Origin of the sequence: Kocuria sp. KRD140 (assembly GCF_017168375.1) — a bacterium.
In the GTDB taxonomy this organism is placed as follows: Bacteria; Actinomycetota; Actinomycetes; order Actinomycetales; family Micrococcaceae; genus Kocuria; species Kocuria marina.
The window spans coordinates 298,938-325,560 of the sequence record NZ_JABFAW010000001.1; the positions used below are offsets into that span (position 1 = coordinate 298,938).

Consider the following 26,623-nt stretch of genomic DNA (forward strand, 5'->3'; position numbering starts at 1 on the left):
GGGAAGATGCGCGCAGCCGTGCCGCGTCCAGCGGCAGCTCCGGATTGCTCAAGCGTCCTCCTCATGCGTGGGTAGGGGTGTCCGATCCCCCGGACACGGGCACCAGCTCGCTGACGCCTCCTCGACGGTAAACCCACGGGTGGAGCGGGTCAAAGACATTGTCCACGGGCGGGCCCGTGTCGTCAGCCTACCCGCACGGGGCCCGGACGGGGTGGAATCAGGACTGGAAATCGTCCGGATCCACGTGGTCCAGGAAATCCCGGAATTCCCGGACCTGGGCCTCGGCCTCCTGCGGCTGGTCCCCCGCCTGTTCCCGCAGCTCCCCGTCCGGGCTGAGCACCAGACCGGCCTCGTCCAGCACGGCCGCGGCGCACAGGATGGGGCACGACGTGCGCGCGGCGATCGCGAGGGCGTCCGAAGCGCGGGCGTCCACCACGGTGCCGTCGTCGAAGGAGATGGCCGCGTGGAACACCGTGTTCTCCACCGTGTGCACCACGACGTCCCGCACGCTGCGCCCGAGCTGGTCCACCACGGACAACAGGAGATCGTGTGTAAGGGGGCGCGGGGGCTCGATGCCCTGCAGCGCGAACACGATGGACGTGGCCTCGTTGGTCCCCATCCAGATGGGTAGACGCCGGGCGCCCTGGAGTTCGCGCAGCACGACCACGGGCTGGCCCGTGGGCACGTCCATGCGCACCCCGGCGATCTCCATGCGCACGTTCGGGCTCATTGCGCGCTCCCGTCCGTGTCCGGCGAGGCGAACGGTTGCACCGTCTCCTCCACCTGCGAGGTCACAAGCGCGGTCATCACGGTGAGGCACAGCGAGGCGATCTCTCGAGCCCGCTGCACGGCCCTCCGCCGCGTCTCGGGGTCCCTGCGGTTGCGCAACGGTGAGATGCTGCCCTCGACCAGGGCGATCACGCGCTCCGAGGCGCCCCGCAGCACCCGCAGGTGCCGCGGTTCGATCCCGTACCCGTTGAGCTTGCCCGCAGCCACGGCCACGGTAAGTGCGTGGCCGTCGAACGCGCCGACCCGTTCCACGAGCAGGCCGTGGTTGAGCAGTTCCCGCAGCAGCGGCACGTCCGTGCCCGACCGCGCCGCGAGCTCGCGCAGGGTGTACCGCCGACCGCCGTCCGGAACCGGTGAAGTGGGTTCGGGGTCGACGCCGTCCCCGGAGCGTCCGGTCCCCGGTTCCTGCCGCTCGGTGTCCTGCGCGGGATCCTCGCCCCGGTCCAAGCGGTCACGGATGACCCGCAACGGGAGGTAGCGCTCACGCTGCAGCGTCAACACGGTCTCCAACCGGGCGACGTCCTCGTGGGAGTACTTGCGGTACCCCGAGGCGCTCCGCAACGGGTGCACGAGTCCCTGGTCCTCGAGGAAGCGCACCTTGGACGCGGTCAGTTCAGGGAACTGCGGCTGCAATCGGCGCAGTAACGCCCCGATACCCACCCGCGGGATCTGCGGTCGTTCGGAATCAGGCATGGAGCGCGTCAGGAACCGTTCTGCACGGAGTGGTAGTACGTAAACCGGAACTTGCCGATCTGGACCTGGTCGCCGTTCTCCAGCACCTTGGTGGCGACCCGGTCACCGTTGACGTAGGTGCCGTTGAGGGAGGACTGGTCCACTGCCTCGAACGTACCGCTGCGTCGGATGAACTCCACATGACGGCGGGACACCGTGACGTCGTCCAGGAACACCGAGCACGCCGGGTGACGACCCGCGACGATCTCGTCCCGGTCCAGCAGGAACCGGGCACCGGTCAGCCCGCCGTTCGTCTCCAGCAGCAGCGCGGAGCCCGGGGGCAGGGAGGCCACCGCGTTCTGCTCGCTCTCGGAAAGTTTGTGGTGAGCGGCATGGGCCAGCACATCCCCCACGATCTGGATGGATGTGGTCTCCGGACCCGCCTGGGTACCGGATTTCTCATGGTTCGACATCAGGGTTCCCTCACCTCACGTGAAGTTGGCGTATTCAGTCCAGCAACTGCTGGTAAGCATCGGCGTCCAATAGCTGCCCGGTGGCATCCGAGGAGTCCACGCGCACGGTGAACAGCCAGCCGGATCCGTACGGGGACTCGTTGAGCGCGCCGGGGTTGTCCACGAGGTCGTCGTTGACGCTCACGATCTCGCCGCTGACGGGCGCGAAGAGATCGCTCACGGACTTGGTGGACTCGACCTCCCCCACCACGTCCCCGGCGGAGACGGTGTCCCCGACCTCCGGTAGCTGGACGAACACGACCTCGCCCAGTTCGTTCTGTGCGTGGTCCGTGATGCCCACGCGGAAAGTGTTGTCCTCGTGGAGGTCCTCGACCCACTCGTGTTCTTCGGTGTACGCGAGTTCCGCGGGAATGTTGGTCATGTCGGTCAGTTTAGGGCACGACTCACGCAGTCGGGTTCATCACACGTGCGAGTGTGCAGCGCGCCGGTGTCAGCTGAACGGCCTACGAGGTTCAGGCGCGCTCACGCGGCGCTTAGCCGGTACCGCCCCGGCGGGTGTACTTTGACCCCGTGCCCATCACCGAGGCCCTCCGCCAGGCCGCGATCCGCGCGCGCACGCACGGGTCCAGGATCCCCCGCGCCGTCCCCCTGAGCCGACGACGCCGCGATCCGCTGCACCTGCACGAACTCACCCCCGCCCGGTCCGCACGGATCATCGTCACGGCCTTCCTGGTGGCGGTGCTCACGGGCACCGCGCTACTCATGATGCCCCCAGCCACCACGGCTCCCGGGGGCACGGACGTGCTCACGGCGGCGTTCACCGCGACCTCCGCGTTGTGCGTAACCGGCCTGGTCACGGTGGACACCGCGACCTACTGGACGCCATTCGGTCAGGTGGTCATCATCTGTCTGATCCAGGTGGGTGGCCTGGGTGTCATGACGTTCACGACCATGCTGGGGATCCTGCTGGCCCGTAAATTCGGCCTGTCCTCCCGGTTGCTCGCCAACGCGGAGACGAAATCCCGCGGCGGAGCGCGCAAGGTGGTCGCACGCATCGTGGCGACCACCGCCGTGATCGAGAGCATCGCGGCGCTCATCCTGTTCCTGCGGTTCTGGGGCCACTACCACTACCCGCCGGGCACCGCCCTGGCCCACGCGGGGTTCCACGCCGTGTCCGCGTTCAACAACGCGGGATTCGCGCTGTACACGCTCAACGTCATGGACTTCGCGGGCGACGCATGGATCCTGCTCACGCTCGCGGCGTGCGTGATCCTGGGCGGGCTAGGCTTCCCGGTGCTCTACGAACTGCGCCGCCACATCCGGGTGCCCCGGCGCTGGAGCATGAACACTCGGCTCGTGCTGCTCGCGACCCCCGTGCTGCTCGCGGGAGGCACGCTGTTCCTGCTGATGCTCGAGTGGAACAACCCGGGCACCCTGGGCGGCCAACCGCCCGCGGTCAAGCTGCTCAACGCGTTCTTCCAGTCCACGATCTCCCGCACCGCGGGCTTCAACAGCATCGACATCGGTCACATGCACCCGGTGTCGTGGCTCGGGATGGACATCCTGATGTTCATCGGCGGCGGCCCCGCGGGCACGGCCGGCGGTCTCAAGGTCACGACGTTCGGGGTGCTGTTCTTCGTGGCCCTCACCGAAATCCGGGGTGGCGCCGCGGTACCCGTGCTCGGCAAGCAGCTCTCCCGCTCCGTCCAGCGCGAGGCCATCACGGTCGTGGTGCTCGCGACCGTGGCGGTGATCGGTGGCACGATGCTCATCATGCTCACGGACACCGGCCTGGGCCTGGACCGTGTCCTGTTCGAGTCCGTCTCCGCGTTCGCGACCGTGGGACTGAGCACGGGGATCACCCCCACGCTCGCCCCGTTCGCGCAGTGGGTGTTGATCGCCCTGATGTTCACGGGCAGACTCGGCCCGGTCACCGTGGCCGCGGCCATCGCATTCGGCCGCCGCCCACCCCGTTACGAACTGCCCAAGGAACGACCGCTCATCGGATGAGCCCGGGCCAGCCCGCGCCACCCGTGGACCCGGTGCTCGACGACCACGACCCACGAAGGAAGCCCCATGTTCGGATCCCACCCCGCCGCGTCATCCCGCAACGCCATGGCCAACGCCGTGGTCGTGATCGGGCTGGGCCGCTTCGGCGGTGCCCTGGCCACGGAACTGATGCGCAACGGCACGGACGTGCTGGGCGTGGACATGGACGAGACGGTGGTCCAGCGCTTCAACGGCAAGCTCACGTCCGTGGTGCGCGCGGACGCCACGGACGAGGACGTGCTGCGGGAGCTGTCCGTGGACGAGTTCGACCGCGCGGTCGTGGGCATCGGTTCGGACATCCAGGCGAGCATTCTCGCGGCGTCCCGGCTCGTGAAGTTCGGGTGCCCCGCGATCTGGGCCAAGGCCATCACGGAGCCCCACGCGGAGATCCTGACCCAGATCGGCGTGCAGCACGTGGTCAATCCCGAGAGCGACATGGGCACGCGTGCCGCGCACCTGATCCAGCACCGGATCCTGGACTTCGTGCCCATCGACGCGGACTACGCCCTGGTGCGGTGCACCCCGCCGGAACCCATCCAGCAACGACCCATGGACCTGCTCAACGTGCGGCGTCGGTTGGGGGTCTCGGTGGTGGCCGTGTGCCGCCCGGGCGGTCAGTGGGAGCCCATCGAACCCGGCACCATGCTCTACGACGACGACCAGATCCTCGTGACCGGGCCCACCGCCAAGGTAGAGCACTTCTCGAACCTGACCTGAGGGTGTTCCTATAGGAACCGAGTCAGTCGGCGCAGCTCACGGGCCGTGGCCGCGGGAGCGCCGTCGGGGCGCACGAGGGCGTCGAGGCGGCGGCGCAGTGCGGCGTCGTCGCACTCCAGGCCGATGGCCACGACCCGGGACCGCGCGGGCTCGTCGGAGGGCCGTGACACCCGGTCCACCGAGACGTATCCCGCCACGGAGTGCGCCACGAACCGGCGGATCCCCCGGCCCGCGGCGACATCCACGATCGCCTTGATCCGGTGGACGGACGCGGGCGGGTCCTCAAGCAGCTCGGCGAGCGCCGCGGGGTCCACGACCGAGGGCGCGTCCAGGGCCGTGGCGCGGTGGTGGACGTGGTGGTCGTGGCCGGGGGCCCGGCCGAACTCCCACAGCGCGAGCTGGCCGCCCTCGGGTACGGGGTGCTCGGCGGCGTCGAAGAACAACCGGGGATCGGCCGCCCCGTGGGGCGCGTCGATGACGAGCGCGTGGGGATTGGCGTGCGCGATCCGTTCGCGCACCGCGGCGGTCTCCCGGGGATCGGCGAGGTCGGTCGTGGTCAGCAGCACGACCGCCGCGGCCTTGACGTGCTGCGCGAGGTCCCAGCCGCTGGCCTCCGCGAGCGCCACGCGGGCCACGGCGATCACCTCGACGAGCCCGCCGAAGCGTACGTCGCGCACCTCGCTGCCCAGGACCATGTGGATGAGCCCCGGGGGCTCGGCGATCCCGGAGCCCTCGATCACGACCGCGTCGAGCTCGAGGGAGGGCCGGGACAGCGCACGCAGGGCGTCGTCGAGCTGGCGGGGGTCCTCGATGCAGCACAGGCACCCGCCCGCGATCGACACGGGTTCGGCAACGTGCCCCGCCACGAGCGCGGCATCGACATTCACGTCCCCGAAGTCGTTGATGATCACACCGATTCGCGCGCCGCCGGTCGCGAGGAAGTGGTTGAGCACCGTGGTCTTGCCGGAACCCAGGTAGCCGGTGAGGATCAGGACGGGAAGCGAGCTCGGCATGGGTCCATGCTTATCAGTCCGCGAGCATGTCCCGCACGAGGGGCGCAACACGCGTGCCGTAGAGCTCGATACTACGCATGAGCTTTCCGTGGGACAGCGGGCCCGTGGAGATCTTCAGGTCGAAGCGCGAGGCACCCAGGGCCCGCACGCCCGCGGCGATCTTACGGGCCACGGTCTCGGGAGATCCCACAGCCATGGACCCGTGCTCCACCTCCTCCAGGAAGGACTCCTCGGTGGGTGCGGGCCACCCGCGCTCGGCTCCGATGCGCTCGGTGGAGATCGTGTAGGGGCGGAAGAACTCCTCGCGGGCCTGCTCGTCGGTGTCGGCGACGTACCCGTAGGAGTGGTAGGCCACGGGGTTGTCGGAATGGCCGAACTCGGCGAGCGCGCGGCGGTAGAGGTCGCTGAACGGCGAGAACCGCTCCACGGGCCCGCCGATGATCGCGAGCATGAGCGGGAGGTCGTAGTGCGCGGCCCGCACAACCGATTGCGGGGAACCACCCACCGCGATCCACGTGGGCAGCGGTCCGTTCTCGAGCGGCGGGTAGAGGCTCACGTCCCGCAGGTCCTGGGTCAGCGTGCCCTTCCACGTCACCGGCTGACTCGTGCGCAGCGCCGCGAACAGCGCGAGCTTCTCCTCGAACAGTGCCTCGTAGTCCTGCAGGTCGTATCCGAACAGCGGAAAGGACTCGGTGAACGAGCCACGGCCCAGCACGACCTCAGCCCGCCCGTGGGACAGCGCGTCCAGCGTGGCGAAGCGTTCGTACACGCGCACCGGGTCGTCCGAGCTGAGCACCGTCACGGCCGTGCCCAGGCGCAACCGCTCGGTGCGCGTGGCGATCCCCGCGAGCACGACGTCCGGGGCGGAGATCGCGAAGTCGTCCCGGTGGTGCTCCCCGATCCCGATCGAGTGCAGCCCCACCTGATCCGCGAGCACCGCTTGCTCCACCACGTTGCGGACGGTCTGCGCGTGCGAGACGGGGCGGTCGTCGTCGTCCCACGTGACGTCCCCGAAGGTGTCGATTCCCAGTTCAACGGCCATGCCACGCACAACATTGTGGACACGTCAGCTATTCCGGTGGCGGCCCATGCGGGTGGCCGGTCGCTTCCCCACCCCGCGGGCTCTTGCTAGGCTCGATCGCGATGCCCACGTTCCCGATCGCCACTGCCGCGCGCCCGCACGCCGTCCCTCGCGGCAGCGTGTCTCCGGGTCTGCTCGTCCGATCCGTGGGTACGAACGGCCAGGTGTCCTCGTGGGGCGCCAACCAGGCCGGCGCACCGCCGTCGGCCTCCGTCCACTGACCCCGGAGCCGTTGCCGGCGCTCGTGAGCGCCCACACCGTCCTCCGGCCCGCTCTGACCTCATGTCACCCCGGACCTAGGTGGACCCTTGCTACTTGCCTGCCTCGCGGGCGCACTCCTCACGTGCGCGCTCGCCCCTCTATTGACCCGCGCGATCGGCCGCAACGTCGGATGGCTGCTCGCGGTGCCCCTGCTCGGCGCCGCAGCGCTGATCGCGCTGGGGTACGACGACGCCGCGCACTCCCCCGCCGAGCCCACCCCCGCGGTGGTCGAGTCGCTGCCGTGGATCCCGTCCCTGGACGTGGGGCTCGACCTGCGCCTGGACGGGCTCTCGCTGGTCTTCTCCCTCCTGGTCCTGGTGATCGGGGCCGCGGTGCTGTGTTACGCCACGCGCTACCTCGAGCGCACGGACCGGGCCGATCGCGGGAAGCACGCGGGGTTCTATGCGCTCATGACTGGCTTCGCGGCGGCCATGCTGGCCCTCGTGCTCGCCGACGACCTCGTGGTGTTCTACGTCGCGTGGGAGGCCACCACGCTGTGTTCGTTCCTGCTCATCGCACGCTCGGGGGACGGCGCACGGGAACCCGCGATCCGCACATTGCTCGTGACCGTGGCCGGCGGGCTCGTGCTGCTCGCGGCCGTCACCGTCATGATCGTGGCCACCGGCACCACCCGGATCAGCGCCGTCCTGACGCACGACGTGTGGGGTGCGCAGCCCGGGCTGACCACGCTCGTGGCCGTCCTCGTGGCGGTCGCCGCGTTCACCAAGTCCGCCCAGTTCCCGTTCCAGGCGTGGTTGCCGGACTCTATGGTCGCGATCACCCCGGTCTCCGCGTACCTGCACGCCGCGGCCATGGTCAAAGCCGGCATCTACCTTCTCTTGCGCTTCTCCCCCGTCTTCTCCGGAGTTCCCGCGTGGACCGTCCTGCTCGTCACGGCAGGACTCGTCACCGCGATGTTCGGTGCCGTGGCCGCGCTGCGCCGCTACGACCTCAAGGAACTGCTGGCCTACTCAACCATGAGCCAGCTGGGTCTGTTAACCGCGATGATCGGGGTGGGCACCACGGCCGCACTGTCCGCCGCGGTGGTGCACACGATCGCGCACGCGCTGTTCAAGTCCGCCCTGTTCATGGGCGTGGGCGTGATCGATCACAGCGCCCACACCCGGGATCTGCGCGAGCTGGCCCGGATGAACCCGCGGATGCCCGTGACCGCCACCCTCATGGTGCTGGCCGCCGCCTCCATGGCGGGGATCCCGCTGTTGCTCGGTTTCGTGAGCAAAGAGTCCATGCTCGCGGCCTTCCTCGAGGCTCCCGGTCCCGCGTGGGCCCCGTGGCTGCTCACCGCCACAGCCGCCCTCGCCTCGGTCTTCACGGTCGCCTACGCTGCGCGCCTCGTGCTGGGCGCGCTCGGTGGCCGCAACGGCACCGTGGTGCGCGAGGCCCCGGTGTCCTTCTGGGCCGCGCCCGCCTCGGGTGCCCTCGCGGGGCTCGTCCTGGGTCTCGTGCCGTTCCTGCTGGACGGACTCGCCTCCGCGGGTGCGAGCGCGGCCGCCGGGTCCACCGTGGAGAAGCACCTCGCGGTGTGGCACGGCCCGGTCCCCGAACTGTTCGTCTCCCTCGCCGTGCTCGCCTCGGGTGCCGCACTCGTCCTCACCCGACGCCGCGTGCACGCCGTCCTGGCCCCGCGCGCCTTCCCGTTCTCCGCCCTGGACGGCGTGGACCGGGCGCGCGATGGGACCATCCGGCTCGGCGGCGTCGTGGGCTCGTGGACGAACAGCCCCGCCCCCGCGCGGCACCTGTCGATCCCCGCGGTGTGCCTGAGCGTCGTCGCGCTGCTCGCCGTGTGGAGCACGACCGAGTTGCCGCCGGTGCGGATCGCGGCGAGCGAGCCCTTCGACTGGCTGCTCGCGCTGCTGATCGCGTGCGGTGTGGCGGCCATGATGAACGCGCGCAGCCTGATCTCCGCGATCGTGGTGACCGGGGTGGTGGGCTTCTCGATCACCGTGTGGTTCTTCGACCTGGGCGCCACGGACGTGGCCATGACCCAGCTGCTCGTGGAGATTCTCACGGTGTGCGTCATGGTCCTATTGCTGCGCCGCCTGCCCGCGCGCTTCTCCTCTCCCGGCGCACGACGCCGCGTGGTCGCGCTGCTCGTGGCGGGCGCCGCGGGGCTGGCGACCACCGCGGGCGTGTGGATGCTGACCGGACGGCGCGAGGCCTCACCCGCGTCCGAGTACTACCTGACCCACGGCTACAACGAGACCGGCGGGTCCAACCTGGTCAACACGATCCTCGTGGACTTCCGCGCCCTGGACACCCTGGGCGAACTGACGGTGCTGGGTGTCGCCGGGCTCACGATCGCCGCCCTGCTGCACGGGCGCCGCCCCGCCGCGGACGACCCCGCCCCGATCGACGAGCAATCTCCCGTGAGCGACCCGGAGACCAACACTGTGTTCGTGCGCACCGCCGCGCGCCTGCTCGGGCCCGTGATCGTGGCGATGTCCGTGATCCTGCTGCTGCGCGGACACCACGAACCCGGCGGCGGCTTCATCTCCGCGCTCGTGGGCGGGGCCGGCTTCATTCTGAGCTACCTGGCCGCGCCGTCCGACGAACGCGCCCGCGTGCGCCTGCCGTACCTGTGGTTGATCGGGGCCGGCGTGGCCGTAGGAACCGTCACGGGCCTGCTGGGGTACCTGGACGGGTCCTTCCTGCGGCCCCTGCACCCGCGCATCCTCGGATTCGAGATCACCACCGCGCTCGTGTTCGACGGGGGCGTGTACCTCGCGGTGATCGGCGTGATCCTGGCCGCGTTCAACCTGCTGGGGCGGCCGCCGTCGGACACCACCAAGGTGCTGCCCCGCGAACCCGAACCCGGTGCCGCGGGGCCGGACGACCAGCCCGGTTCCGGCGCGTCCCCGGGCGCGCGCGCCGGGGCCGGCGAGCGCCGTCGTGCCGCCCGGAGCGGTACCGCCGCGAGTCCCGCGACGACCCGTTCGTCACACACGACCCACGAGACCGGAGAGGTGACCCCCCGATGAGCGCAGCCGTGATCGCCGGACTCCTCGTGTTCGGTGCCGTGTACCTGCTCATGCAGCGCGAGATGCTGCGTGTGATTCTGGGCTTCGTGCTCCTGGGCCACGCGGGCAACGTGGTGCTCATGGCCGCGGGCGGCAGCGCGCGGCGCCACGAGCCCTTCGGTGCCCCCGAGGACCTGTCCACCGTGGCGGATCCCCTGCCCCAGGCGTTCGTGCTCACGGCGATCGTGATTGCGTTCTCGATCACGATCGTGATGCTCGTGCTGGCCGTGACCGGCCGGGACGATGACGACGACACCGAGGCGAAGCCCGAGGAGGTGCGCTCATGAGCGGCGCCCTCCTCCCTCTGTTCGTCGCACTTCCCCTGCTCGTGTCCGCGGTGTTGTTGATCGTGGGCGACCGCCGCGTGCTGCACGCCGCGGGTCTCCTCGGGACCCTGTTGCTCGTGATCGCCGGAGGCGTGTGGCTCGTGACCGATTTCGCCGGCAGCGGCGGGGCCGTGGCCCACGGTGTGGCGCAGTGGCCCGTGGGGATCTCCATCCCGTTCGTTGCGGACATGTTCGCCGCGCTCATGCTCACGGTCACCGGGGTGCTGACTCTGGTGTGCTCGTGGTTCGCTTACGCCTCCGGCCGGGCGGCCACCGTGTACTTCGCCCCGCTCGTGCTCGTGCTCACGGCGGGCGTGAACGGCGCGCTGCTGACCGTGGACCTGTTCAACCTGTTCGTGTTCGTCGAGGTCATGCTGCTGCCGTCCTACGGGCTGTTCGTCCTCGCGGCGCGGCACCGGGGCACCGAGCGGCAGGTCATGGGTGCACGGTTGTACGTGACCCTGAACCTGCTCACCTCCACGATCTTCCTCATGGGCGTGGGCTTCATCTATGGCACCGCGGGCACCGTGAACATGGCCGAACTGGCCGGCCGCGCCGCGACCGACGGCACCGTGGCGATCTCGACCGCCGTGTGCTTGTTCGCCTTGGCGATCAAGGCCGCGGTGGTCCCCATCCACGGGTGGCTCGCGGTCGCCTATCCGGCCACCTCCCCCGCGATCACCGCGCTGTTCTCCGGGCTGCACACCAAGGTGGCCAGCTACGCGATCTACCGGATCTACGCCGTGGTCTTCGACGGCGACGCCCATTGGCTGTGGATCGGCGTGGCACTGTGCTGCCTCACGATGGTCGCAGGCGTGCTGGGCGCCGTGGGCGAGAAGACCACACGCTCGATCCTGGCGTTCCACATGATCAGCCAGATCGGGTACATCCTGCTGGGGGTCGCACTGTTCACCCTGGCCGGGCTCGCGGCGGGCATCTTCTACCTGCTTCACCACATGATCGTGAAGGCCTCCCTGTTCCTGTCCACCGGCGCGATCGAGGTGCGCTACACGACCGGGAGGATCGGCGCGCTGTCCGGGATGGCGACGCGCGAACCGGTCATCGCGGTCGCGTTCTTCGTGGCCGCGCTGTCCCTGGCCGGGCTGCCGCCGTTCTCCGGGTTCGTGGCCAAGTTCTCGCTCATCCTCGCGGCGGTCGACACCGGTCACGTGATCGCGGTGATCGTGATGCTCGCGGTCAGTCTCATCACGCTGCTGTCGATGCTCAAGATCTGGAACGGCGTGTTCTGGGGCTCCGCGCGCGAGTCGTCGCTCGAGAACGGGGGCGGTTCCGGGGCCGGTGGTGGTCCCGCCGCCCGCACTGCCGGTTCCGGTGCGGGGGCCGTGCCGGAACCTGCCCCGGCCACCCGTGACGACGGCGCCGTGGCCACCGCGAGCGGGCGACGCATCTCCGCGGCCCTGGCGGGGCCCGCCGTCGTCACCGCGTGCCTGACGCTCGCGCTGGGCCTCGGCGCGGAAGTGCTCATGGGCGTATCCACGACCGCCGCGGAGGGCCTGCTGGACACCTCGACCTACGTGAAAGCGGTGATGGACTCATGAGTTGGCTCACCTGGCCTGTCCGGGTCGTGGGGTTCCTGGTGTGGTACGCCGGGCAGATCATCTCCTCGAGCACCGCGGTGCTGCGGGACAACCTGACCCCGGGGCAGAACTCGACTCCCGGTGTGGCCCGCGTGCGGACGCGCTGCCGCTCGGACCTGGAAGTGACCCTGCTGGCCGCCCTCATCACGCTCACCCCCGGCACGCTCACGCTGGGGATGCACGACGCACCCGTGGCGGCGCAGCGCCGTCGTGACGAGGACGAGATCCGCACGCTGTACGTCCACTCGCTGTACTCGGGTAACGCCGACAGCGTGCGGGTCGAGGTCCGGGAACTTGAGACACGACTGCTGCGCGCGGTGCGCCGCACGGGAGGGACGTCATGATCGGTGTGACCGTGGGGATCGTGATCCTCGCCGTGGCCTGCCTCGCGGCGGCCTTCCGGATCCTGCGCGGACCCACGGAGGCGGACCGCGCGGTCGCGGGTGACCTGTTGCTGTTCGGGTTCGTCGGTCTGATCGCGTTGTTCGGTGTGCGCGTGGCCAACGAGTACACCTTCGACATCGTGCTCGTGGCCGCGCTCGTGGGATTCCTCAGCGCGCTGTCCCTGGCACGGGCTCTGACCAGGGGGAAGCGATGAACGAAATCCTGACCGTGCTGGGCAACGTCCTGATCGTGGCCGGGGCCCTCGTGTTCGCGACCGCCGCCCTGGGGGTGGCCCGTTTCCGGGACGCGTACATGCGGGTCTCGGCCGTGGGGACCGCGGGCGGGCTCGGCATCGTGTTCGTGGTGACGGGGGCATTGCTGCTGCAGCCGTCCGTGTCCAACGTGGTCAAGGTCGTGCTCATCATCACGATCCACCTGATCACGTCCGCGGTGGGGACCATGGCGATCGCGCGATCGGCATATCTCACGGGGACTCCCCTGGAGCGGTACGCGTTCGACGAGCTGGCCGCGGATTCGCCCGGCACGGAGCGGGACCCGGAACCCGCACGGAAGCCTGCCGTGGACTGAGGACCGCACGTCCCGCCCCCCGTCACCGGGTGTGGACCGCGGTCCCTCGTGGCGTACGGCTGGCGCTTCAGCGCCCGGAACGGCCACCCGGGGTCAGTGTGCGGCCCCGCTGAGCCGGTCTACCGCCTCCACGACGGTCTCGGGCGCGCACGCGAGGTTCATCCGGGCGAAGCCCTTGCCCGCGCCACCGAACATGGGTCCATTGGACAGTGCCACCCCGGCGTGCTCGAGTGCGTAGGCGGCGGGATCATCGCCCCATCCCAGGGCGCGCATGTCGAGCCACGCGAGATAGGTCGCGTGACCTCGGCGCACGACGACGCCCGGGAGCTTCTCGCTCACTTCGCGCTCGAGCAGCTCGGTATTGTCCTGGATCGCGGTGATCGTCTCGTCCAGCCAGTCGAGGCTGTTGCGGAAACCCTCCCGCGTGGCGAGCAGGCCGAAGCTGCCGGTGCGGTAGGACACCTCGTCCGGCAACTGCTCGAGCCACCGCATCATGGGTTCGGAATCCACCACGAACATGGCAGTCTTCAAACCGGCCAGGTTGAACGCCTTGCTCCCCGATTCCGCGGCCACGCCGTGCGCGCGCGCGGCATCGGACACCGAAAGGTATGGCGTGAACTTGGTCCCGTGATGCGTGAGCGGGGCATGGATCTCGTCGCTGACCACGAATCCGTCGTGCTCGGCCACGATCTCGGAGAGCCGTTCGAGCTCCTCGCGGGAATGTACGAGCCCCACGGGGTTGTGGGGATTGCACAGCAGCACGCCGCGGGCACCCGCGCGCAGGGCGGCGTCGATGCCGCGCAGATCAAGACGGTAGCTCGCGGCGTCGTCGAGCAGCGGGACCTCCACGACCCGCCCGCCGGCCTCGACCACGAGGTCGAAGAACGGCGGGTAGACGGGCGGGGTGATGATCACGCCGTCGCCGGGCGCCATGAGACGGCGCAGCGACTCCACGATCACCACGCTCACGTCCGTGGTGTAGGAGATCCGCGCCGGGTCCGGGCGCCACCCCCACCGCTGCGCGGCGAAGTCCGCGAACGCCTCCGCGGCGCCGCGGTCGGTCGGGGTGGCGTACCCGGTGTCGCTGTTCTCGATCGCATTCTGTAGCGCCGCCTTGATGGCCGGCGGCGTGGGGAAGTCCATTTCCGCGACGAACATGGGCAACACGTCCCGCGGGTACGTGCGCCACTTGGCGCTCGTACGACGTCGCAGGGCGGGCATGTCATCGGCGGTCGTCATGGTCCCTCCTCCCGTTACTGTCTGGTCCTCAGGACTCCGTGAGTTTCTTGGCCTGGCCCAGACGCAGCGACTCGAGGGTCTTCTCCTGCTCCTGCGCGCGCTCGTAGAGGTTCTGCAACAGGTCCTTGTCCAACCGCTCGTCCGGGACCTCCAGGAGCAGCCGCCAGCCGAGGCCCTTGGCGTGCACGGCGGCCACGAGACCCTCGAGTTCCTCGATGTCCGACAGCGGCGAACGTTCCTTGATCCGCTCGTTCGGCTTGAGGCGTGCGAGCTTCTCCCCCGCCTTCGCAGGGAGATCCTTGTGCAGGGCAGGCTTGGCCCCGACCATGGACATGATGTCCTCCAGGGACTTCTGATCGCGGGCGATCTCCGGGACCAGTCGCTCGACCTGTTCCCGCACCTCCGGGTCCCCGTGGCCTTCGGCCACACGGCGGAACACATCCACCCCCGCGGCCGATCCGGCGTGGTGGTCCTGCAGGTACGTGGTGATGACGTTGCTCATGGGATACCCCTTTCGTCGTGTCCCTCCACCTAAGCATGCTGAGCGCCGGACGGTCACACCCGGGTGGGTACATGACGTGCGCATTTGCCCGATGACTCGCGCCACCCCGCCTGCCACACCCGCGTTCTAATGGAGCAAAAGCAGCTTCGGTGCACCGGATCACGCCTTAGCTCAATAAAGGCAGAGGGGTGCGGCGTCGTCGTCCGGGGTGCGGGCGCGGCATACTGGACGGGTACGCGCCGTGCCGGGGGAATCGGGGCGGATCATCTCAGGGGGGACAGTGGCACCGGAAACTTTCGTGGACTTCACCGCGCCGAACGGACTGAGCTCGTGGTACCACGTGTGGGACTCGGGCACCGCGGGGATCATGTACTACTTCGACGGCGACTACTGGGACCTGGACGACACGTCCATCAACTGGCCGGACGAGGGCGATCTGGCCCGGCTCGCGGTGGCAGCACGGGCCCGGGACCTCATGTTCGTGGCCGTGAACACGCCGGACGAGGACGGCTCCGGCGACGGCTACACGTGGTGGGAGGACTGCAAGGCGAACGGCAAGTACTTCCGGGCGCTGCACGAGCACATCGTCGAGCGGAACCCGCAGGTGGACGCGAGCAACATCTGGCTCCTGGGGTACAGCGGCGGCGCCGAGTTCATCACCTACGAACTGCTGGACCGGGGTATTCCCGGGATGACGCACGGCGGCGCGGTGATCATCGGCGGCGGCGGAGCGAACGCGCCGGTGGCCACCAAGAAGAAGGCCCGGCCGTGCATCGGCAACACGACCATGCACTGGTGGGTGGGCGATCAGGACGTGGACGGTGCCACGAACCCGCCCGAGTGGAGCGCGCTGGGCGCCGCCGAGGAGGGCGTCGCCGCGTTCCAGGCCGCGGGCTTCGACACGAACCTGCACGTCCTGCCGGGCGTGGACCACTCCGGGTACGACGCCGTGGCATGCCTTTCGCACGCACTGCCCGCGGTCTCGCGCAAGGCGGGCCTGCGCGCTGCGCTGTCCGACGGATGGGTGCGGCTCACGCGGGACACCTGATGAGTGACGAGGAACGGCCGAGTGGCGGGTCATGATTTCTAGTGAAGTTAAAACAGCTTCGCCGCACCGAAATGTGCTCTAACGCCGCTAGAAATTCGGGTGGTAGCCATGAGCGGGACCGTGCACCAAAAACCGGCTCCGGCCAAGGATTTCTGCCTGGCCGGAGCCGGTTCACTCGGTCGGGATGACAGGATTTGAACCTGCGACCCCTTGACCCCCAGACGTCCAGACTGCTCCGGCCAGACCGGATTCTGCGTGATTCCTGGCGTCAGATCATGCAGAACACGTCACGAGATGCATGGAGTGCATGATTCTGGTCCCCTTCTGGTCCCCCTCGTGGGCAAGCTCACTTCGCGGCCAGAACCGTGAGAGGCGCTACGGCGGCGTGGAACCTGTTGCCCACGAGCAGCACGACGATCTTGTGGCTGGCGCTGCCTTGCTGCGGTTCTCCGGGTGGTGATGTCGGGGGCGGACGGGCCAGCTCAGGCCGGTTGCGGGATGGCGGCGATGTTCGCGAAGACCGCGACGATCGCGGCTGCCCAGGGCCACGTCTCCGGGATCTTCAGGCGAGTTGATATGTCCGAGACGCTATAGGGCAGGAGAGTCGCCATCCTCGCCGCCGACGGGGTCGAGCGAGTCGAGCTCGAACAGCCCCGCGAGGCACTGGAGCGGGCTGGCGCACAGACCGAGGTGCTGTCGATCCATGACGGTGAGATTCGGGCGCGTGAGAACGATCTGGATGCAGCAGGCACGTTCACCGTTGACGGGTTGGTCGCGGACGCCTCTGTCACCCACTATGACGCCCTGCTTCTCCCGGGCGGCACGGTGAATCCCGACCAATTCCGGGTTGACCCCGACGCGGTCTCCTTCGTCCGCGAGTTCGTCGAAAGCGGCAAGCCCGTTGCGGCAATCTGTCACGGGCCGTGGACGCTGATCGAGGCCGGTGTGGTCGAAGGCCGCACCTTGACGTCCTTCCCGAGCATCCGCACGGTCCTGCGCAACGCCGGTGCTGACGTCGTCGACCAGGACGTCGTGGTGGACGGGAACCTGATCACCAGCCGCTCGCCCGATGACCTGCCTGTGTTCTGCGATACAATCGTGGTGAAATTTGCGAGCAATTCGGCCCAGGAAGAGGTGATGTCATGAGCGTCACGAAGGGACTGCTTGTCAGGCTGGAGGCCCTGCCCGGCAAGGAAGACGAGGTCCAGGAATTCCTCGGCATCGGGCGAGGGCTCGTCGAGGAGGAACCGGCCACCGTCGCGTGGTTCGCGATCCGTCTCGGTCCGTCCTCCTTCGGGATCTTCGACGTGTTCCCCGATGACGTCGGCCGCGACGCGCACCTGTCCGGCGCAGTTGCGACCGCTCTCGGCGAGCAGACCGGCAAACTGTTCAGCGAGCCCACGATCGAGAAGTTGGACGTCCTGGGCTCCAAACTTCCCGCCTGACACCACAGACCGGCAGTACTGGCCCAGAGAGGAGGGGTCGTTGCGCGCGGTGACTTCGGGCTTACACAGCCCGCTGACGTCGTGGCAGCGGCCCCTTCTCTTGTGGCCTATCGCTCATCACCAACAGATCGAGGAACCGCGATGACAGGAACTGACAACGGCGTTACCACGACGCGTTCACCCGAGGTAGCAGTGATCGGGGGCGGGATCGTCGGTCTGTCGACGGCGTACGCGCTGCAGGAGCAGGGCGTGCCGGTGCGCTTGTACGAGGCTGGTCTGCCCGGGACGGGTCAGTCCGCAGGCGAGTCGCGGATCTTCCGGCATGCCCACGACGACCCGCGACTCGTCGCTTTCGCGCGCGAAAGCCGCGGCGTATGGGATGAGTGGGCCGAACGCTTCGACGTCGAGCTGGTCTCATCAGACGGTGTCCTGGCGATCGGAGACAGCGCCCTGGCGCGGCTGCGGGTGCTCGACCAGGTCGGCGGCGTGGAAGCGCACGAGATCGACGCGGCCGAGGTCGCCCAGCGGATGCCGCTGCTCGCTGGGTACTCGGGGCCAGCGGTGCTCGACGAGTCGGGCGGCGCGATCCGCACCCGCGCCGCGATCACGGCACTCACGGGTGCCCTCGCAGATGCGGTCACCACCAGTGAGGTCATCTCCATCGATCCCCGCGCCGACGGGACGGTCGAGGTGCGCAGCGTCACCGACCGGGCTGTCTACTCCAAGGTGGTCGTGTGCGCCGGCCGCGAAACCGCCCGCCTGGCACGCAGCGTGGGCCTGTCGCTGCCGGTTCGTCTCGCCGCACACGTACGGCTGACCTTCGACGTGAAAGCCGCCGCCCCGACACGAGTCGCGTGCCTGCAGGACAGCAGCGGCGTCTTCGGCGAAGTCGGCGTCTACGCGACGCCGCTACCGGGCAACAGCAGCTATTCGGTCGGACTCAGCGACACCGTCGGCGTCCGCGACGACGGAACTTTCATCGACCCGGCGGCGATTCGATCGCTGGACGAACGCGCACGCGAATACGTGACACGGGCGCTGCCCGGTCTCCACCCAGAGCCGCGCGACTTCCTCCACTGCTGGGTGACCGACCTCCCGTGGAGTGAGGACGGCGTGGCCGTGTGGGAGGCAGGCTCTGTCTTCTTCGTGGCCGGTCACAATTTGTTCAAGCAGGCACCTGCGCTGGGTCGCGCTCTTGCCCGGGCTGCGACCGGCGGCGGTCTCCGCGCCGAGCTCACGCCCGAAGCGCGCCTCGGCGAGGCCCAGGGCTAGCCCCGGTCTTTCATGACGGCGGTCGGGATCGTGTCGGAGCCGTGTGGTCGAGTGCGCCCGTGTGCGGAGTGACTGCGGGTACGACGACGGGCCGGCTGGCGCTGTCGGGCTGCGGTTCTCCGGGTGGTGATGTCGGGGGCGCACCGGCCAGCTCAGGCCGGTTGCGGGATGGCGGCGATGTGCGCGAAGACCGCGACGATCGCGGCTGCCCAGGGCCACGACCCCGGGATCTTAAGGCGACGTCGGCGTGCGCTGTGAGCGAGTCGGGCGGGCACGTGGAGGAATCGGTAGCGCAGCGCCTTCGGCTCGCAGGTTGCCAACATGGCGGCGGAGCCGCTGCAGCCGAGCAGGCGGGTCCACGCGGTTAGGTCGCCCGCGATCTGGGTGATCATCAGCCAGGTCTGGTTGATGTTGAACTTCCGCGACGGAAACCGTCCCAGGCCGCTGTCCTTGGCGTGGCGGATGCGGTCCTCGACCCGTGCATGGGCCCGGTGCCGGGCCTCGAGAAAGGCGAGATGGCCGGCCGTGGTGTTGGTGTCGAAGACTTCGTAGCGCCAGCCGTCGCGTTCCTCGAACAGAGACAGTTGCGCGCCGGGGTGGGGGCGTTCGCGGCGCACGATCACCCGCATCCCGGCTGGCCACTTGGCGAGAACCTTCGGGTCGATGAGGCCGGTCAGCTCGGCGACGTCGCCGCCCTCACGAACGCCGCCGTTGGCATCGAGTGCTGGGGTCCAGACCTTCTTCGGGACCAGATCGATGGCATCGCGGAGCTTTCCGGTGATCGCGAATCCCACGCTGTACTCGACGCTGCGGCCGCGGACCGTGCCCCGTCCGGTGAAGGAAGGGGGTTCAAGGCGCTCCGTTCGGCCACAGGCGACCGCCGGCGAGAGCGCCGGGGGGACCAGAAGGGGACCACGAAAAACGACCGCCGGACATGATGAAGCCCAGGTGAGAAACCTGCTCTCACCTGGGCTTTTTTGTCGGGATGACAGGATTTGAACCTGCGACCCCTTGACCCCCAGTCAAGTGCGCTACCAAGCTGCGCCACATCCCGCGACCGTGTTCGACACCGTTTCCGGCCCCGAACACCCGAGTTACATTACCCCAACCCTGCCCGAATTTCACATCGGCGCGAGCGACTCGCGAGCCGCCCGCGCCGACTGGAAACCGAGCCAGTAGGGGCAACCACTCAGCGCTTGCGCTGGCGCTTCTCCCGCACCCGCATGGTGACCTCCAGCGGGGTGCCCTCGAAACCGAAGGTCTCACGGATCCGACGCTGGATGAACCGGCGGTAACCGGGGTCCAGGAACCCGGTGGTGAACAGCACGAACTTGGGCGGCCGGGAGGCCACCTGCGTCCCGAAGAGGATCCGGGGCTGCTTGCCACCGCGCACGGGGTGCGGGTGGGCCGCCACGATCTCGCCCAGGAACGCATTGAGCCGCCCGGTGGGGATGCGGCGGTCCCAGGAGTCCAGGGAGGTGTGCAGCGCCGGGACCAGCTTGTCCTTGTGCCACCCGGTCTTGGCCGAGAGGTTCACCCGGGGAGCCCAGGACACGTGGGCCAGATCCCGTTCGATCTCGCGTTCCAGGTAGAACCGGCGCTCGTCGTCCAGGGTGTCCCACTTGTTGAACGCGAGCACCAGCGCGCGGCCCGAGTCCACGGCCATTTGCAGGATGCGCACGTCCTGTTCGGAGAGCACCTCGTCCACGGCGAGCAGCACCACGGCCACCTCGGCGCGTTCTAGAGCGGTCTGGGTGCGCAGCGACGCGTAGAAGTCCGCCCCCTGCTGCAGGTGCACGCGGCGGCGGATGCCGGCGGTGTCGATGAACCGCCACGGTTCCCCGCCGAGCATCACGATCTCGTCCACGGGGTCACGCGTGGTGCCGGCGGTCTCGTCCACGACCACGCGCTCGGAACCGGCGAGCTTGTTCAACAGGGAGGACTTGCCCACGTTGGGCCGCCCGATCAGGGCCACGCGGCGCGGTCCACCCTCGAGCTCGGCCTCGGCCACCTCCGAGTACTCGGGCAGCGCCGCCACGAGGGCGTCCAGCGCGTCGCCAGAGCCCTTGCCATGCAGCGCGGAGACCGGGAACGGCTCCCCCATGCCCAGGGACCACAGCGCGGTGGCCTCGATCTCGAGCTGCGGGGAATCCGCCTTGTTGGCCACCACGATGATCGGCTTGGTCACGCGCCGCAGCATGGACACCACGGCCTCGTCGGTCGCGGTGACCCCCACGGTCACGTCCAGCACGAGCAGCACGGCGTCCGCGTTCTCCACGGCCAACTCCGCCTGATCGGCCACGCGCTTGTGGATGCCCTTGGCGTCCTGCTCCCACCCGCCGGTGTCCACCAGGGTGAAGTTCTTCCCGTTCCACTCCGCCTTGTAGGACACGCGGTCGCGCGTGACGCCCGGGGTGTCCTCGACCACGGCCTCGCGGCGCCCGATCACGCGGTTGACCAGTGTGGACTTGCCCACGTTGGGCCGGCCGACCACGGCCACCACGGGGTCGGGGCGGCGGGCGTCCCGCTCGTCGTCTCCGTCGACCCAGTCCGCGAGCAGCGCGGCGTCCTCGTCGTCCAGCTCGTAGTCGGCCAGCCCTTCGCGCAGGGCCTGCGCACGGGCCTCGGCCTCGGCGTCGTCGATCGCGGCCAGGCGCTGGGAGATGTCCTCGTTGCCCCCGCCCAGGACGGACTGTTCGTAGGAGTCCACCGTGGGCTCGTCCGATGCGCTCATGGTTACCTCGCTTCCTCGGGGGCGTTGGCGCCCGTGTCGTGAGGCGCGGCGAGCGCCCCGTCGTGTGTGGTGGCGCGGATGATCAGGTCGATCACGCCCTGCACCGTTTGTTCCATGGTCAGTTCGGAGGAGTCGAGCAGGTGCACACCGTCCTGCGCCGTAGTGAAGTTCACCACGGTGGAGTCCTTGGCGTCCCTGCCCACCACACGGGCCTCCAGGTCCGACGACGCCGCTGCGCCCACCTGTTTGCCCCGCCGCGCCATCCGCGCGGCCTCCGAGGCGGTCAGCAGGATCCGCACCTGGGCGTCCGGGGCCACGACCGTGGTGATGTCCCGGCCCTCGGCCACGATCCGGTACCCGCTGTCCCGGATGATGTCCTGCTGCATGCGCACCAGGACCTCGCGGGCGGGGATGGTCGTGGAGACCGCAGAGACGTGGTCCGTGACCCGGTTACCGCGGATCGCCGTGCGCACGTTCTGCCCGGCCACCGTTATCCGCTCCTCGTGGGGATCGGTGCCCATCTCCAGGGGGACGGTCTCGGTTGCGGCCGTGACGGCCTGCGGATCGGTGAGATCCACCCCGGATTCGAGGCACCACCAGGTCACCGCGCGGTACATGGCTCCCGTGTCCAGGTAGGCCAGGTCGAAGCGGCGGGCCACCTCCTTGGACACCGAGGACTTCCCGGAGCCCGAGGGCCCGTCGATCGCGACCACGAGTCGCGCGTTCGTGTCCCATGCGTTCATCACTGCACCACCTTCCAGCCGCGTTCCTGCAGCTCGTCCACGAGGCCTTCCCGGCGGTTGGGATCCACCGAGGCCACGACCAGGCCCACCGGTTGCCCGGGTGAGTGTTCCAGGCGCAGGTCCTCCAGGTTGACTCCGATCTCCCCGATCTCCGTGAGCAACTTGGCAATGGTCCCGGGGGTGTCGTCCACGGCCACGGTGAAGGTCGCGAAGGCCCGCGGTGCCCCGCCGTGCTTGCCGGGGATCCGCGCCTGGCCCGCATTGCCCTCGGCCATGAGTTGGGCGATGTCCAATCGCGCACCGTCCGCCGCCGGGTCCTCCAGCGTGGCGATGAGCCGTTCGATGTCCTCGCGCACCTCGTACAGCGAGCGCACCACGGGCCGGGCGTTCGCGGAGAGGATCTGCACCCACAGGCCGGGGTCCGAGCCCGCGATCCGGGTGGTGTCCCGCAACCCCTGCCCCGCGAGGGACAGGTGGTGCAGCGGGGTGTCCTGCAAGCGGGAGGCCAGCAGGGAGGACATCACCTGCGGTACGTGGGAGATCAGCGCGACGGTCTCGTCGTGTTCGGTGGGGTCCAACACCGTGATCGTGGCGCCGAGGTCCACCGCGAGGTTCTTCGCCGCCGTGATGGCGCCCGCACCGGTCTCAGGACCGGGGCAGATCACCCACGGCATGGATGTGAACAACTCCCCGCGCGCGGCCACGGGCCCGGACTTCTCCCGCCCGGTCATGGGGTGGGTCCCCACGTACCGGGTGAGGTCCGCACCGGACGCCGTGACGGCGGCCAGGATGGGGGCCTTGACGGAGGCGATGTCCAGCACCGTGGCACCCGGGTGATCGGTCAGTGCCTGCACCACGAGCTCGGCCACGACGTCCGGAGGGGCCGCGACCACCACGAGCACGGGCTCGGGCACGTCCCCGCCCGCGGCGCGCACGCTGCGCCCCGCGCCGATGTCCTGGGCCACGGCCTCCGTGGTGGGCGAGGAGTCCCGCAAGTACACGCTCACACCCAGGTGCCGCAGGCCAAGGCCGATGCTCGCCCCGAGCAGACCGGAACCGATGACCAGCACCGGTCCGGTCGTGGATGCTGTCACGGGAACCACGATCACATCCCCACGGACGCGAGGAGGTTGCCCACCTCGGTGTGCGAGAGCTTGCGCACGGTGCCCTGGCGCTGGTCCCCGATCGCAATGGGGCCCACGTGGGTGCGCGCGAGCTTCTCCACGGGGTGGTTCACGGCGTCGAACATGCGGCGCACGATCCGGTTGCGCCCGGAGTGCAGCACCACCTCGATGAGCACGTGCCCGGGGGTGGAGTCCACGAGGCGGAAGTCGTCCACCTTCGCATCGCCGTCCTCGAGCCGGATGCCCTGCTTCATCTGATTGCCCACACCCTTCTCCACGGGCCCGTGCACCTGGACCAGGTACGTCTTGGGGACCTCGTAGGAGGGGTGGGTCAGGCGGTTGGTGAGCTCGCCGTCGTTGGTGAGCAGCAGCAGACCCTCGGTCTCCACGTCCAAGCGGCCCACGTGGAACACGCGTTCGTGCTTGCGCGGGTCCAGGAAGTCGCTCACGCAGCGCCGGCCGTCCGGGTCCTCCATGGTGGAGACCACACCGGCGGGCTTGTTGAACGCGTAGTAGACGAGCTTCTCGTCGGTCTGGATGCGCATCCCGTCCACGTGCACGGCCTGCAGCACAGGATCCACGCGCACGCCCAGCTCGGTGACGATCTCACCGTCCACGGACACGCGCCCGTCCTGGATCATCTCCTCGCACACGCGCCGGCTCGCCACGCCCGCCTGGGCCATGAGCTTCTGCAGCCGCACGCCGTTCTCGTCGTGCACCTCCAGCCGGTCCACGGGCGGGTTCTTGGGACGACGACGCCGGTGCGGGCCGTGCTCCTTGATTGCCGCCGCGCGGCGCTCGTACTTGTCCACGCCCGCGAACGCGCGAGGCTTCTGGGGTCCCTTGCGGGACGCCGCGGCCTTGGGCTTGCCCGCCGCCTTGCCGCGCCCGGCACCCGGGCCCTTGGAGTAGCCGCGCCCGGCTGCGTCGCCCGAGCGGGATCCGGAGGCCTTACCGGGACCCGAGCGGAAGCCGGCCTTGGGCCCGGATTTGGAGCCCTTGCCGCGACCCTGGGGGCCGCGGGCTCCCCCGCCGCGGGATGGGTTGTTGCGTGATTGTGCCATGCGTCGATCAGTCCTCTATGTCGTCAAGTTGGTCGGTTCCCGGCAGCAGGGGTGCGATGTCCGGGAGCTCGTCCAGCGAGCCGAGACCGAGTTTTTCCAGGAAGAGCGGGGTGGTGGAGTACAGGACGGAGCCCGTGGCTTCCTCGCGCTCGTGGGCCGTAAGCAGCCCGCGCTGCACCAGGGTGCGTACCACGCCGTCCACGTTCACGCCGCGGATCGCCGAGACGCGGGAACGGGAGACCGGTTGCAGGTAGGCCACCACGGCCAGGGTCTCCAGGGCGGCCTGCGACAACCGCGAGCTGCTGCCCTCCACCACGAAGTCCGTGACGAGCTGCGCATGCTCGCTGCGGGAGTAGATTCGCCACCCGCCGGCCACTTCGCGCAGTTCGAAACCACGCACGCGGGCGGCGGGCACCGCGTCGTCACGGGAGGCCGACCGTCCATCATATCCGGCGGCGCCGTCCCGTGGTGAGTGCGCCGGGGTGTTTCCGATCACGCCGTCGTAGTCGGCCTTGAGGTGTTCCAAGGCGCTGCGTACCCGGTGCACGGGCTCGCCCGTGACGCGCGCGAACTCCTCGAGCTGCACGGGGGCCGCGGCCACCATGAGCACGGCCTCCAGGGCCGAATACAACTGCGCGTCGTCGAGCCCTGTGGACTGTTCCGAGTCGTGGGTGTCGACGATGTCGACATTGGGGGGTCGTGCGGGGCTGGGTTCCGCCACGCGCTCATCATCTCCTTCGGTACGGTTCACACCGATCCTGTGCGGGAATCATTCTCCCAGGTTTTGTTCCCCGGCGCTCGCCGCCGGATCCGCCTCCGCGCCCGTGTACTCGCTGCTCAGGGAATCGGCGGTCCAGTCGTCGGAGCCGTCCCAGCGCACGAGCAGGGGTCCAAGCACCTCGTCCTGGCGCATACGCACCACCCGGTCTCGGTACATCTCGAGCAGGGCCAGGAACCTCACGACGATCACGAGCGTGGACGTCGCGTCCGCGATCAGTGACCGGAACGTGTGTTCCTCGCCGTCCCGCAGCGCCTCGGCGATCGTCTCGGCCTCGTCCGCGACCCGCACCCGCGCGCCGTGGAGGTGAGCGACGTCGACCTCTTCAGGGACGTGCCGCTCGGGGTCCAGCACCACGACGGCCAGGTGCGCGAGCTGACCGGGTGTGAGCGTCCACATGAGCGGCGGCAGGGCCGTGACGACCGCGGGGTCCAGGTCCACGTGGCGCGGGATCCGCACGGACTCCGCGGCGAAGCGCGCGTTGAGCTGCCCCGCGACCTCCTTGAACGCCTTGTACTGCAGCAGGCGTGCGAACAGCAGGTCGCGCGCTTCGAGCACTTCGACGTCGTACTCGTCCTCGACCTCGCCGCGCGGCAACAAGCGCGCCGCCTTGAGATCCAACAGGGTGGCCGCGACCACGAGGAACTCGCTCGCCTCGTCGAGCGCCTTGGGCGAGGCGATCTCCTGCAACTCTCGCACGTACTGGATGAACTCGTCCGTGACCGCGGACAGGGACACCTGGGTGATGTCCATCTCGTGCTTGGCGATCAGGGACAGCAGGACGTCGAACGGACCCTGGAAGTTCTCGAGCGCAACGGTGAAACCCGCGGCCGCCCCGGACGGCGCGTCCGACGGCTCGCCGGAGGACCCACCCGACGCCGCATTCGCCTCGAGCTCGATGGTGCTCACGGGTGCGTGGGGATCACGGCGCCCCGCCGCGCGAGATCAGCTCGCGCGCGAGCTGACGGTAGGACTCGGCACCGGGGTGGTTGCTCGCGAAGTTGAGGATCGGCTCCGCGGCCACGGTGGCGTCCGGGAACTTCACGGTGCGCTTGATGACGGTGTCGAAGACCTTGTCCCCGAACGCGTCCACGATGCGCGCGATGACCTCGCGCGAGTGCAGGGTGCGGGAGTCGAACATGGTGGCCAGCACGCCGTCGATCTGCAGCTTGGGGTTGATCCGCTCCTGGACCTTAGAGATCGAATCCACGAGCAGTGCGACCGCGCGCAGCGCGAAGAACTCGCAGATCAGCGGGATGATCACGCCGTGGGAGGCCGTGAGCGCATTGACCGTGAGCAGCCCCAGGGACGGCTGGCAGTCGATCAGGATGACGTCGTAGTAGTCCTCGACCTTGCGCAGCGCGGACGCGAGCACCTGCTCGCGGGCCACCTCGGTCACGAGCTGGACCTCCGCGGCGGAGAGGTCGATGTTGGCGGGTAACAGGTCCACGTTTTCCACATGGGTCTGCTGCACCACATCCCACACGTCCACGGAACGGTCCATCATGACGTTGTAGATGGTCAGGTCCAGCTCGTGGGGGTTGGACCCGAAGCCCGCGGACAGCGCGCCCTGCGGGTCGAAGTCCACGAGCAGCACCTTGCGCCCCAGCTCGGCGAGCGCGGCCCCCAGGTTGATCGTGGACGTGGTCTTACCCACCCCGCCCTTCTGGTTGACCATCGCGATG

The 26,623-nt window shown here is 69.3% G+C and carries 28 protein-coding genes, 1 tRNA gene and 1 pseudogene; 12 read left to right on the top strand and 18 right to left on the bottom strand.

The annotated features are described in order from the left end of the window. Positions 1-217 precede the first annotated feature (217 nt). The 4 genes from J1M36_RS01300 to gcvH are packed head-to-tail and all read right to left on the bottom strand — an operon-like array spanning position 218 to position 2,355. Entirely contained in the window at positions 218-730 is a 513-nt protein-coding gene (locus J1M36_RS01300; protein WP_064845758.1) for a bifunctional nuclease family protein, read from the bottom strand. Next, positions 727-1,482: a MerR family transcriptional regulator gene (locus tag J1M36_RS01305; protein WP_064845759.1), complete on the bottom strand. Its 756-nt coding sequence runs from the start codon at positions 1,480-1,482 to the stop codon at positions 727-729. Before J1M36_RS01305 ends, J1M36_RS01300 begins: the two co-directional genes overlap by 4 nt. Positions 1,483-1,490: 8 nt before the next feature. Beyond that, positions 1,491-1,934, bottom strand: a complete 444-nt coding sequence (locus tag J1M36_RS01310) for an FHA domain-containing protein (protein ID WP_064845760.1) — start codon at positions 1,932-1,934, stop codon at positions 1,491-1,493. 34 nt (positions 1,935-1,968) lie between these two features. Next, positions 1,969-2,355, bottom strand: coding sequence for a glycine cleavage system protein GcvH (gcvH, locus tag J1M36_RS01315; protein WP_064845761.1), 387 nt, complete (start codon positions 2,353-2,355; stop codon positions 1,969-1,971). A 149-nt stretch (positions 2,356-2,504) separates the two neighbouring features. Here gcvH and J1M36_RS01320 point away from each other — a divergent pair, with 149 nt between their 5' ends. Beyond that, positions 2,505-3,944: a TrkH family potassium uptake protein gene (locus J1M36_RS01320; RefSeq protein WP_082943210.1), complete on the top strand. Its 1,440-nt coding sequence runs from the start codon at positions 2,505-2,507 to the stop codon at positions 3,942-3,944. A gap of 66 nt (positions 3,945-4,010) precedes the next feature. Next, complete coding sequence (locus J1M36_RS01325; protein ID WP_064845762.1) at positions 4,011-4,700, top strand: TrkA family potassium uptake protein; 690 nt, start codon at positions 4,011-4,013, stop codon at positions 4,698-4,700. Between the two features lie 8 nt (positions 4,701-4,708). On the opposite strand, the gene J1M36_RS01330 is transcribed toward J1M36_RS01325, so the two are convergent. Both J1M36_RS01330 and J1M36_RS01335 read right to left on the bottom strand, forming a co-directional pair. Continuing rightward, positions 4,709-5,713 carry a GTP-binding protein gene (locus J1M36_RS01330; protein ID WP_098055232.1) on the bottom strand — a complete coding sequence of 335 codons (1,005 nt, stop codon included), beginning with the start codon at positions 5,711-5,713 and terminating at the stop codon, positions 4,709-4,711. Positions 5,714-5,726: 13 nt separating this feature from the next. Beyond that, complete coding sequence (locus J1M36_RS01335; RefSeq protein ID WP_098055229.1) at positions 5,727-6,755, bottom strand: LLM class flavin-dependent oxidoreductase; 1,029 nt, start codon at positions 6,753-6,755, stop codon at positions 5,727-5,729. A 347-nt stretch (positions 6,756-7,102) separates the two neighbouring features. On the opposite strand from J1M36_RS01335, the gene J1M36_RS01340 reads away from it, so the two are divergent. From J1M36_RS01340 to J1M36_RS01365, 6 genes are read left to right on the top strand one after another with little or no spacing between them, the layout of a single operon-like run. Further along, positions 7,103-10,054, top strand: a complete 2,952-nt coding sequence (locus tag J1M36_RS01340; RefSeq protein ID WP_206478433.1) for a DUF4040 family protein — start codon at positions 7,103-7,105, stop codon at positions 10,052-10,054. Beyond that, positions 10,051-10,380 carry a cation:proton antiporter subunit C gene (locus J1M36_RS01345; protein ID WP_098055225.1) on the top strand — a complete coding sequence of 110 codons (330 nt, stop codon included), beginning with the start codon at positions 10,051-10,053 and terminating at the stop codon, positions 10,378-10,380. The genes J1M36_RS01340 and J1M36_RS01345 overlap by 4 nt, the downstream gene beginning before the upstream one ends. Further along, positions 10,377-11,978: a monovalent cation/H+ antiporter subunit D family protein gene (locus J1M36_RS01350; protein ID WP_206478434.1), complete on the top strand. Its 1,602-nt coding sequence runs from the start codon at positions 10,377-10,379 to the stop codon at positions 11,976-11,978. Before J1M36_RS01345 ends, J1M36_RS01350 begins: the two co-directional genes overlap by 4 nt. Then, positions 11,975-12,361, top strand: coding sequence for a Na+/H+ antiporter subunit E (locus J1M36_RS01355; protein WP_064845768.1), 387 nt, complete (start codon positions 11,975-11,977; stop codon positions 12,359-12,361). The genes J1M36_RS01350 and J1M36_RS01355 overlap by 4 nt, the downstream gene beginning before the upstream one ends. Further along, a complete protein-coding gene (locus J1M36_RS01360) occupies positions 12,358-12,615 on the top strand; it encodes a monovalent cation/H+ antiporter complex subunit F (protein ID WP_035961140.1) in 258 nt (85 codons plus the stop codon). The genes J1M36_RS01355 and J1M36_RS01360 overlap by 4 nt, the downstream gene beginning before the upstream one ends. Next, positions 12,612-12,989 carry a monovalent cation/H(+) antiporter subunit G gene (locus J1M36_RS01365; protein WP_098055217.1) on the top strand — a complete coding sequence of 126 codons (378 nt, stop codon included), beginning with the start codon at positions 12,612-12,614 and terminating at the stop codon, positions 12,987-12,989. Before J1M36_RS01360 ends, J1M36_RS01365 begins: the two co-directional genes overlap by 4 nt. Positions 12,990-13,082: 93 nt before the next feature. Here the strand turns inward: J1M36_RS01365 and J1M36_RS01370 are convergent, their stop codons facing one another. Both J1M36_RS01370 and J1M36_RS01375 read right to left on the bottom strand, forming a co-directional pair. Continuing rightward, positions 13,083-14,228, bottom strand: a complete 1,146-nt coding sequence (locus tag J1M36_RS01370; RefSeq protein WP_206478440.1) for a MalY/PatB family protein — start codon at positions 14,226-14,228, stop codon at positions 13,083-13,085. 28 nt (positions 14,229-14,256) lie between these two features. Beyond that, positions 14,257-14,730, bottom strand: a complete 474-nt coding sequence (locus tag J1M36_RS01375; protein ID WP_064845771.1) for a hypothetical protein — start codon at positions 14,728-14,730, stop codon at positions 14,257-14,259. A 280-nt stretch (positions 14,731-15,010) separates the two neighbouring features. Between J1M36_RS01375 and J1M36_RS01380 the strand changes: the two genes are divergently transcribed. Continuing rightward, positions 15,011-15,778 (top strand): hypothetical protein, encoded by a 768-nt coding sequence (locus tag J1M36_RS01380; RefSeq protein ID WP_206478442.1) that lies wholly within the window; start codon positions 15,011-15,013, stop codon positions 15,776-15,778. Between the two features lie 482 nt (positions 15,779-16,260). Here the strand turns inward: J1M36_RS01380 and J1M36_RS12965 are convergent, their stop codons facing one another. Next, positions 16,261-16,389: a hypothetical protein gene (locus J1M36_RS12965; RefSeq protein ID WP_274606010.1), complete on the bottom strand. Its 129-nt coding sequence runs from the start codon at positions 16,387-16,389 to the stop codon at positions 16,261-16,263. Here J1M36_RS12965 and J1M36_RS01385 point away from each other — a divergent pair. The 3 genes from J1M36_RS01385 to J1M36_RS01395 all read left to right on the top strand — a co-directional run bounded on the left by J1M36_RS01385 (position 16,388) and on the right by J1M36_RS01395 (position 18,495). Next, positions 16,388-16,924, top strand: coding sequence for a type 1 glutamine amidotransferase domain-containing protein (locus J1M36_RS01385; protein WP_342358271.1), 537 nt, complete (start codon positions 16,388-16,390; stop codon positions 16,922-16,924). The genes J1M36_RS12965 and J1M36_RS01385 overlap by 2 nt on opposite strands. Continuing rightward, positions 16,921-17,223 carry an antibiotic biosynthesis monooxygenase gene (locus J1M36_RS01390; protein ID WP_206478443.1) on the top strand — a complete coding sequence of 101 codons (303 nt, stop codon included), beginning with the start codon at positions 16,921-16,923 and terminating at the stop codon, positions 17,221-17,223. Before J1M36_RS01385 ends, J1M36_RS01390 begins: the two co-directional genes overlap by 4 nt. A 141-nt stretch (positions 17,224-17,364) precedes the next feature. Next, positions 17,365-18,495: an FAD-dependent oxidoreductase gene (locus J1M36_RS01395; protein ID WP_206478445.1), complete on the top strand. Its 1,131-nt coding sequence runs from the start codon at positions 17,365-17,367 to the stop codon at positions 18,493-18,495. Positions 18,496-18,647: 152 nt separating this feature from the next. On the opposite strand, the pseudogene J1M36_RS01400 reads toward J1M36_RS01395, so the two are convergent. The 9 genes and pseudogenes from J1M36_RS01400 to J1M36_RS01440 all read right to left on the bottom strand — a co-directional run. After that, positions 18,648-19,316 (bottom strand): annotated as a pseudogene (locus J1M36_RS01400) (transposase); the annotation flags it as partial. Between the two features lie 159 nt (positions 19,317-19,475). After that, positions 19,476-19,549, bottom strand: a tRNA-Pro gene (locus J1M36_RS01405). Positions 19,550-19,684: 135 nt separating this feature from the next. Continuing rightward, positions 19,685-21,229, bottom strand: a complete 1,545-nt coding sequence (gene der / locus J1M36_RS01410; RefSeq protein ID WP_098055213.1) for a ribosome biogenesis GTPase Der — start codon at positions 21,227-21,229, stop codon at positions 19,685-19,687. Positions 21,230-21,231: 2 nt separating this feature from the next. Continuing rightward, a complete protein-coding gene (gene cmk, locus J1M36_RS01415) occupies positions 21,232-21,972 on the bottom strand; it encodes a (d)CMP kinase (RefSeq protein ID WP_064847386.1) in 741 nt (246 codons plus the stop codon). Continuing rightward, complete coding sequence (locus J1M36_RS01420) at positions 21,972-23,081, bottom strand: prephenate dehydrogenase (protein ID WP_098055211.1); 1,110 nt, start codon at positions 23,079-23,081, stop codon at positions 21,972-21,974. Before J1M36_RS01420 ends, cmk begins: the two co-directional genes overlap by 1 nt. After that, entirely contained in the window at positions 23,078-24,160 is a 1,083-nt protein-coding gene (locus J1M36_RS01425; RefSeq protein WP_144996930.1) for a pseudouridine synthase, read from the bottom strand. The genes J1M36_RS01420 and J1M36_RS01425 overlap by 4 nt, the downstream gene beginning before the upstream one ends. Before the next feature lie 7 nt (positions 24,161-24,167). Continuing rightward, positions 24,168-24,764, bottom strand: coding sequence for an SMC-Scp complex subunit ScpB (locus tag J1M36_RS01430; protein ID WP_222127190.1), 597 nt, complete (start codon positions 24,762-24,764; stop codon positions 24,168-24,170). Positions 24,765-24,929: 165 nt separating this feature from the next. Next, complete coding sequence (locus tag J1M36_RS01435; protein ID WP_342358263.1) at positions 24,930-25,847, bottom strand: ScpA family protein; 918 nt, start codon at positions 25,845-25,847, stop codon at positions 24,930-24,932. A gap of 13 nt (positions 25,848-25,860) precedes the next feature. Beyond that, the gene (locus J1M36_RS01440; RefSeq protein WP_342358264.1) at positions 25,861-26,622 is read right to left on the bottom strand and encodes an AAA family ATPase; all 762 of its coding nucleotides are present in this window, start codon (positions 26,620-26,622) and stop codon (positions 25,861-25,863) included. Position 26,623: the final 1 nt, after the last annotated feature.

Coding starts and splice junctions, on each gene's coding strand:
- J1M36_RS01300 (WP_064845758.1), bottom strand. CDS start 730: ATGAGCCCGAACGTGCGCATGGAGATCGCCGGGGTGCGCATGGACGTG.
- J1M36_RS01305 (WP_064845759.1), bottom strand. CDS start 1,482: ATGCCTGATTCCGAACGACCGCAGATCCCGCGGGTGGGTATCGGGGCG.
- J1M36_RS01310 (WP_064845760.1), bottom strand. CDS start 1,934: ATGTCGAACCATGAGAAATCCGGTACCCAGGCGGGTCCGGAGACCACA.
- gcvH (WP_064845761.1), bottom strand. CDS start 2,355: ATGACCAACATTCCCGCGGAACTCGCGTACACCGAAGAACACGAGTGG.
- J1M36_RS01325 (WP_064845762.1), top strand. CDS start 4,011: ATGTTCGGATCCCACCCCGCCGCGTCATCCCGCAACGCCATGGCCAAC.
- J1M36_RS01330 (WP_098055232.1), bottom strand. CDS start 5,713: ATGCCGAGCTCGCTTCCCGTCCTGATCCTCACCGGCTACCTGGGTTCC.
- J1M36_RS01335 (WP_098055229.1), bottom strand. CDS start 6,755: ATGGCCGTTGAACTGGGAATCGACACCTTCGGGGACGTCACGTGGGAC.
- J1M36_RS01345 (WP_098055225.1), top strand. CDS start 10,051: ATGAGCGCAGCCGTGATCGCCGGACTCCTCGTGTTCGGTGCCGTGTAC.
- J1M36_RS01350 (WP_206478434.1), top strand. CDS start 10,377: ATGAGCGGCGCCCTCCTCCCTCTGTTCGTCGCACTTCCCCTGCTCGTG.
- J1M36_RS01355 (WP_064845768.1), top strand. CDS start 11,975: ATGAGTTGGCTCACCTGGCCTGTCCGGGTCGTGGGGTTCCTGGTGTGG.
- J1M36_RS01360 (WP_035961140.1), top strand. CDS start 12,358: ATGATCGGTGTGACCGTGGGGATCGTGATCCTCGCCGTGGCCTGCCTC.
- J1M36_RS01365 (WP_098055217.1), top strand. CDS start 12,612: ATGAACGAAATCCTGACCGTGCTGGGCAACGTCCTGATCGTGGCCGGG.
- J1M36_RS01370 (WP_206478440.1), bottom strand. CDS start 14,228: ATGACGACCGCCGATGACATGCCCGCCCTGCGACGTCGTACGAGCGCC.
- J1M36_RS01375 (WP_064845771.1), bottom strand. CDS start 14,730: ATGAGCAACGTCATCACCACGTACCTGCAGGACCACCACGCCGGATCG.
- J1M36_RS12965 (WP_274606010.1), bottom strand. CDS start 16,389: ATGGCGACTCTCCTGCCCTATAGCGTCTCGGACATATCAACTCGCCTG.
- J1M36_RS01390 (WP_206478443.1), top strand. CDS start 16,921: ATGAGCGTCACGAAGGGACTGCTTGTCAGGCTGGAGGCCCTGCCCGGC.
- J1M36_RS01395 (WP_206478445.1), top strand. CDS start 17,365: ATGACAGGAACTGACAACGGCGTTACCACGACGCGTTCACCCGAGGTA.
- der (WP_098055213.1), bottom strand. CDS start 21,229: ATGAGCGCATCGGACGAGCCCACGGTGGACTCCTACGAACAGTCCGTC.
- cmk (WP_064847386.1), bottom strand. CDS start 21,972: ATGAACGCATGGGACACGAACGCGCGACTCGTGGTCGCGATCGACGGG.
- J1M36_RS01425 (WP_144996930.1), bottom strand. CDS start 24,160: ATGGCACAATCACGCAACAACCCATCCCGCGGCGGGGGAGCCCGCGGC.
- J1M36_RS01430 (WP_222127190.1), bottom strand. CDS start 24,764: ATGGTGGCCGCGGCCCCCGTGCAGCTCGAGGAGTTCGCGCGCGTCACG.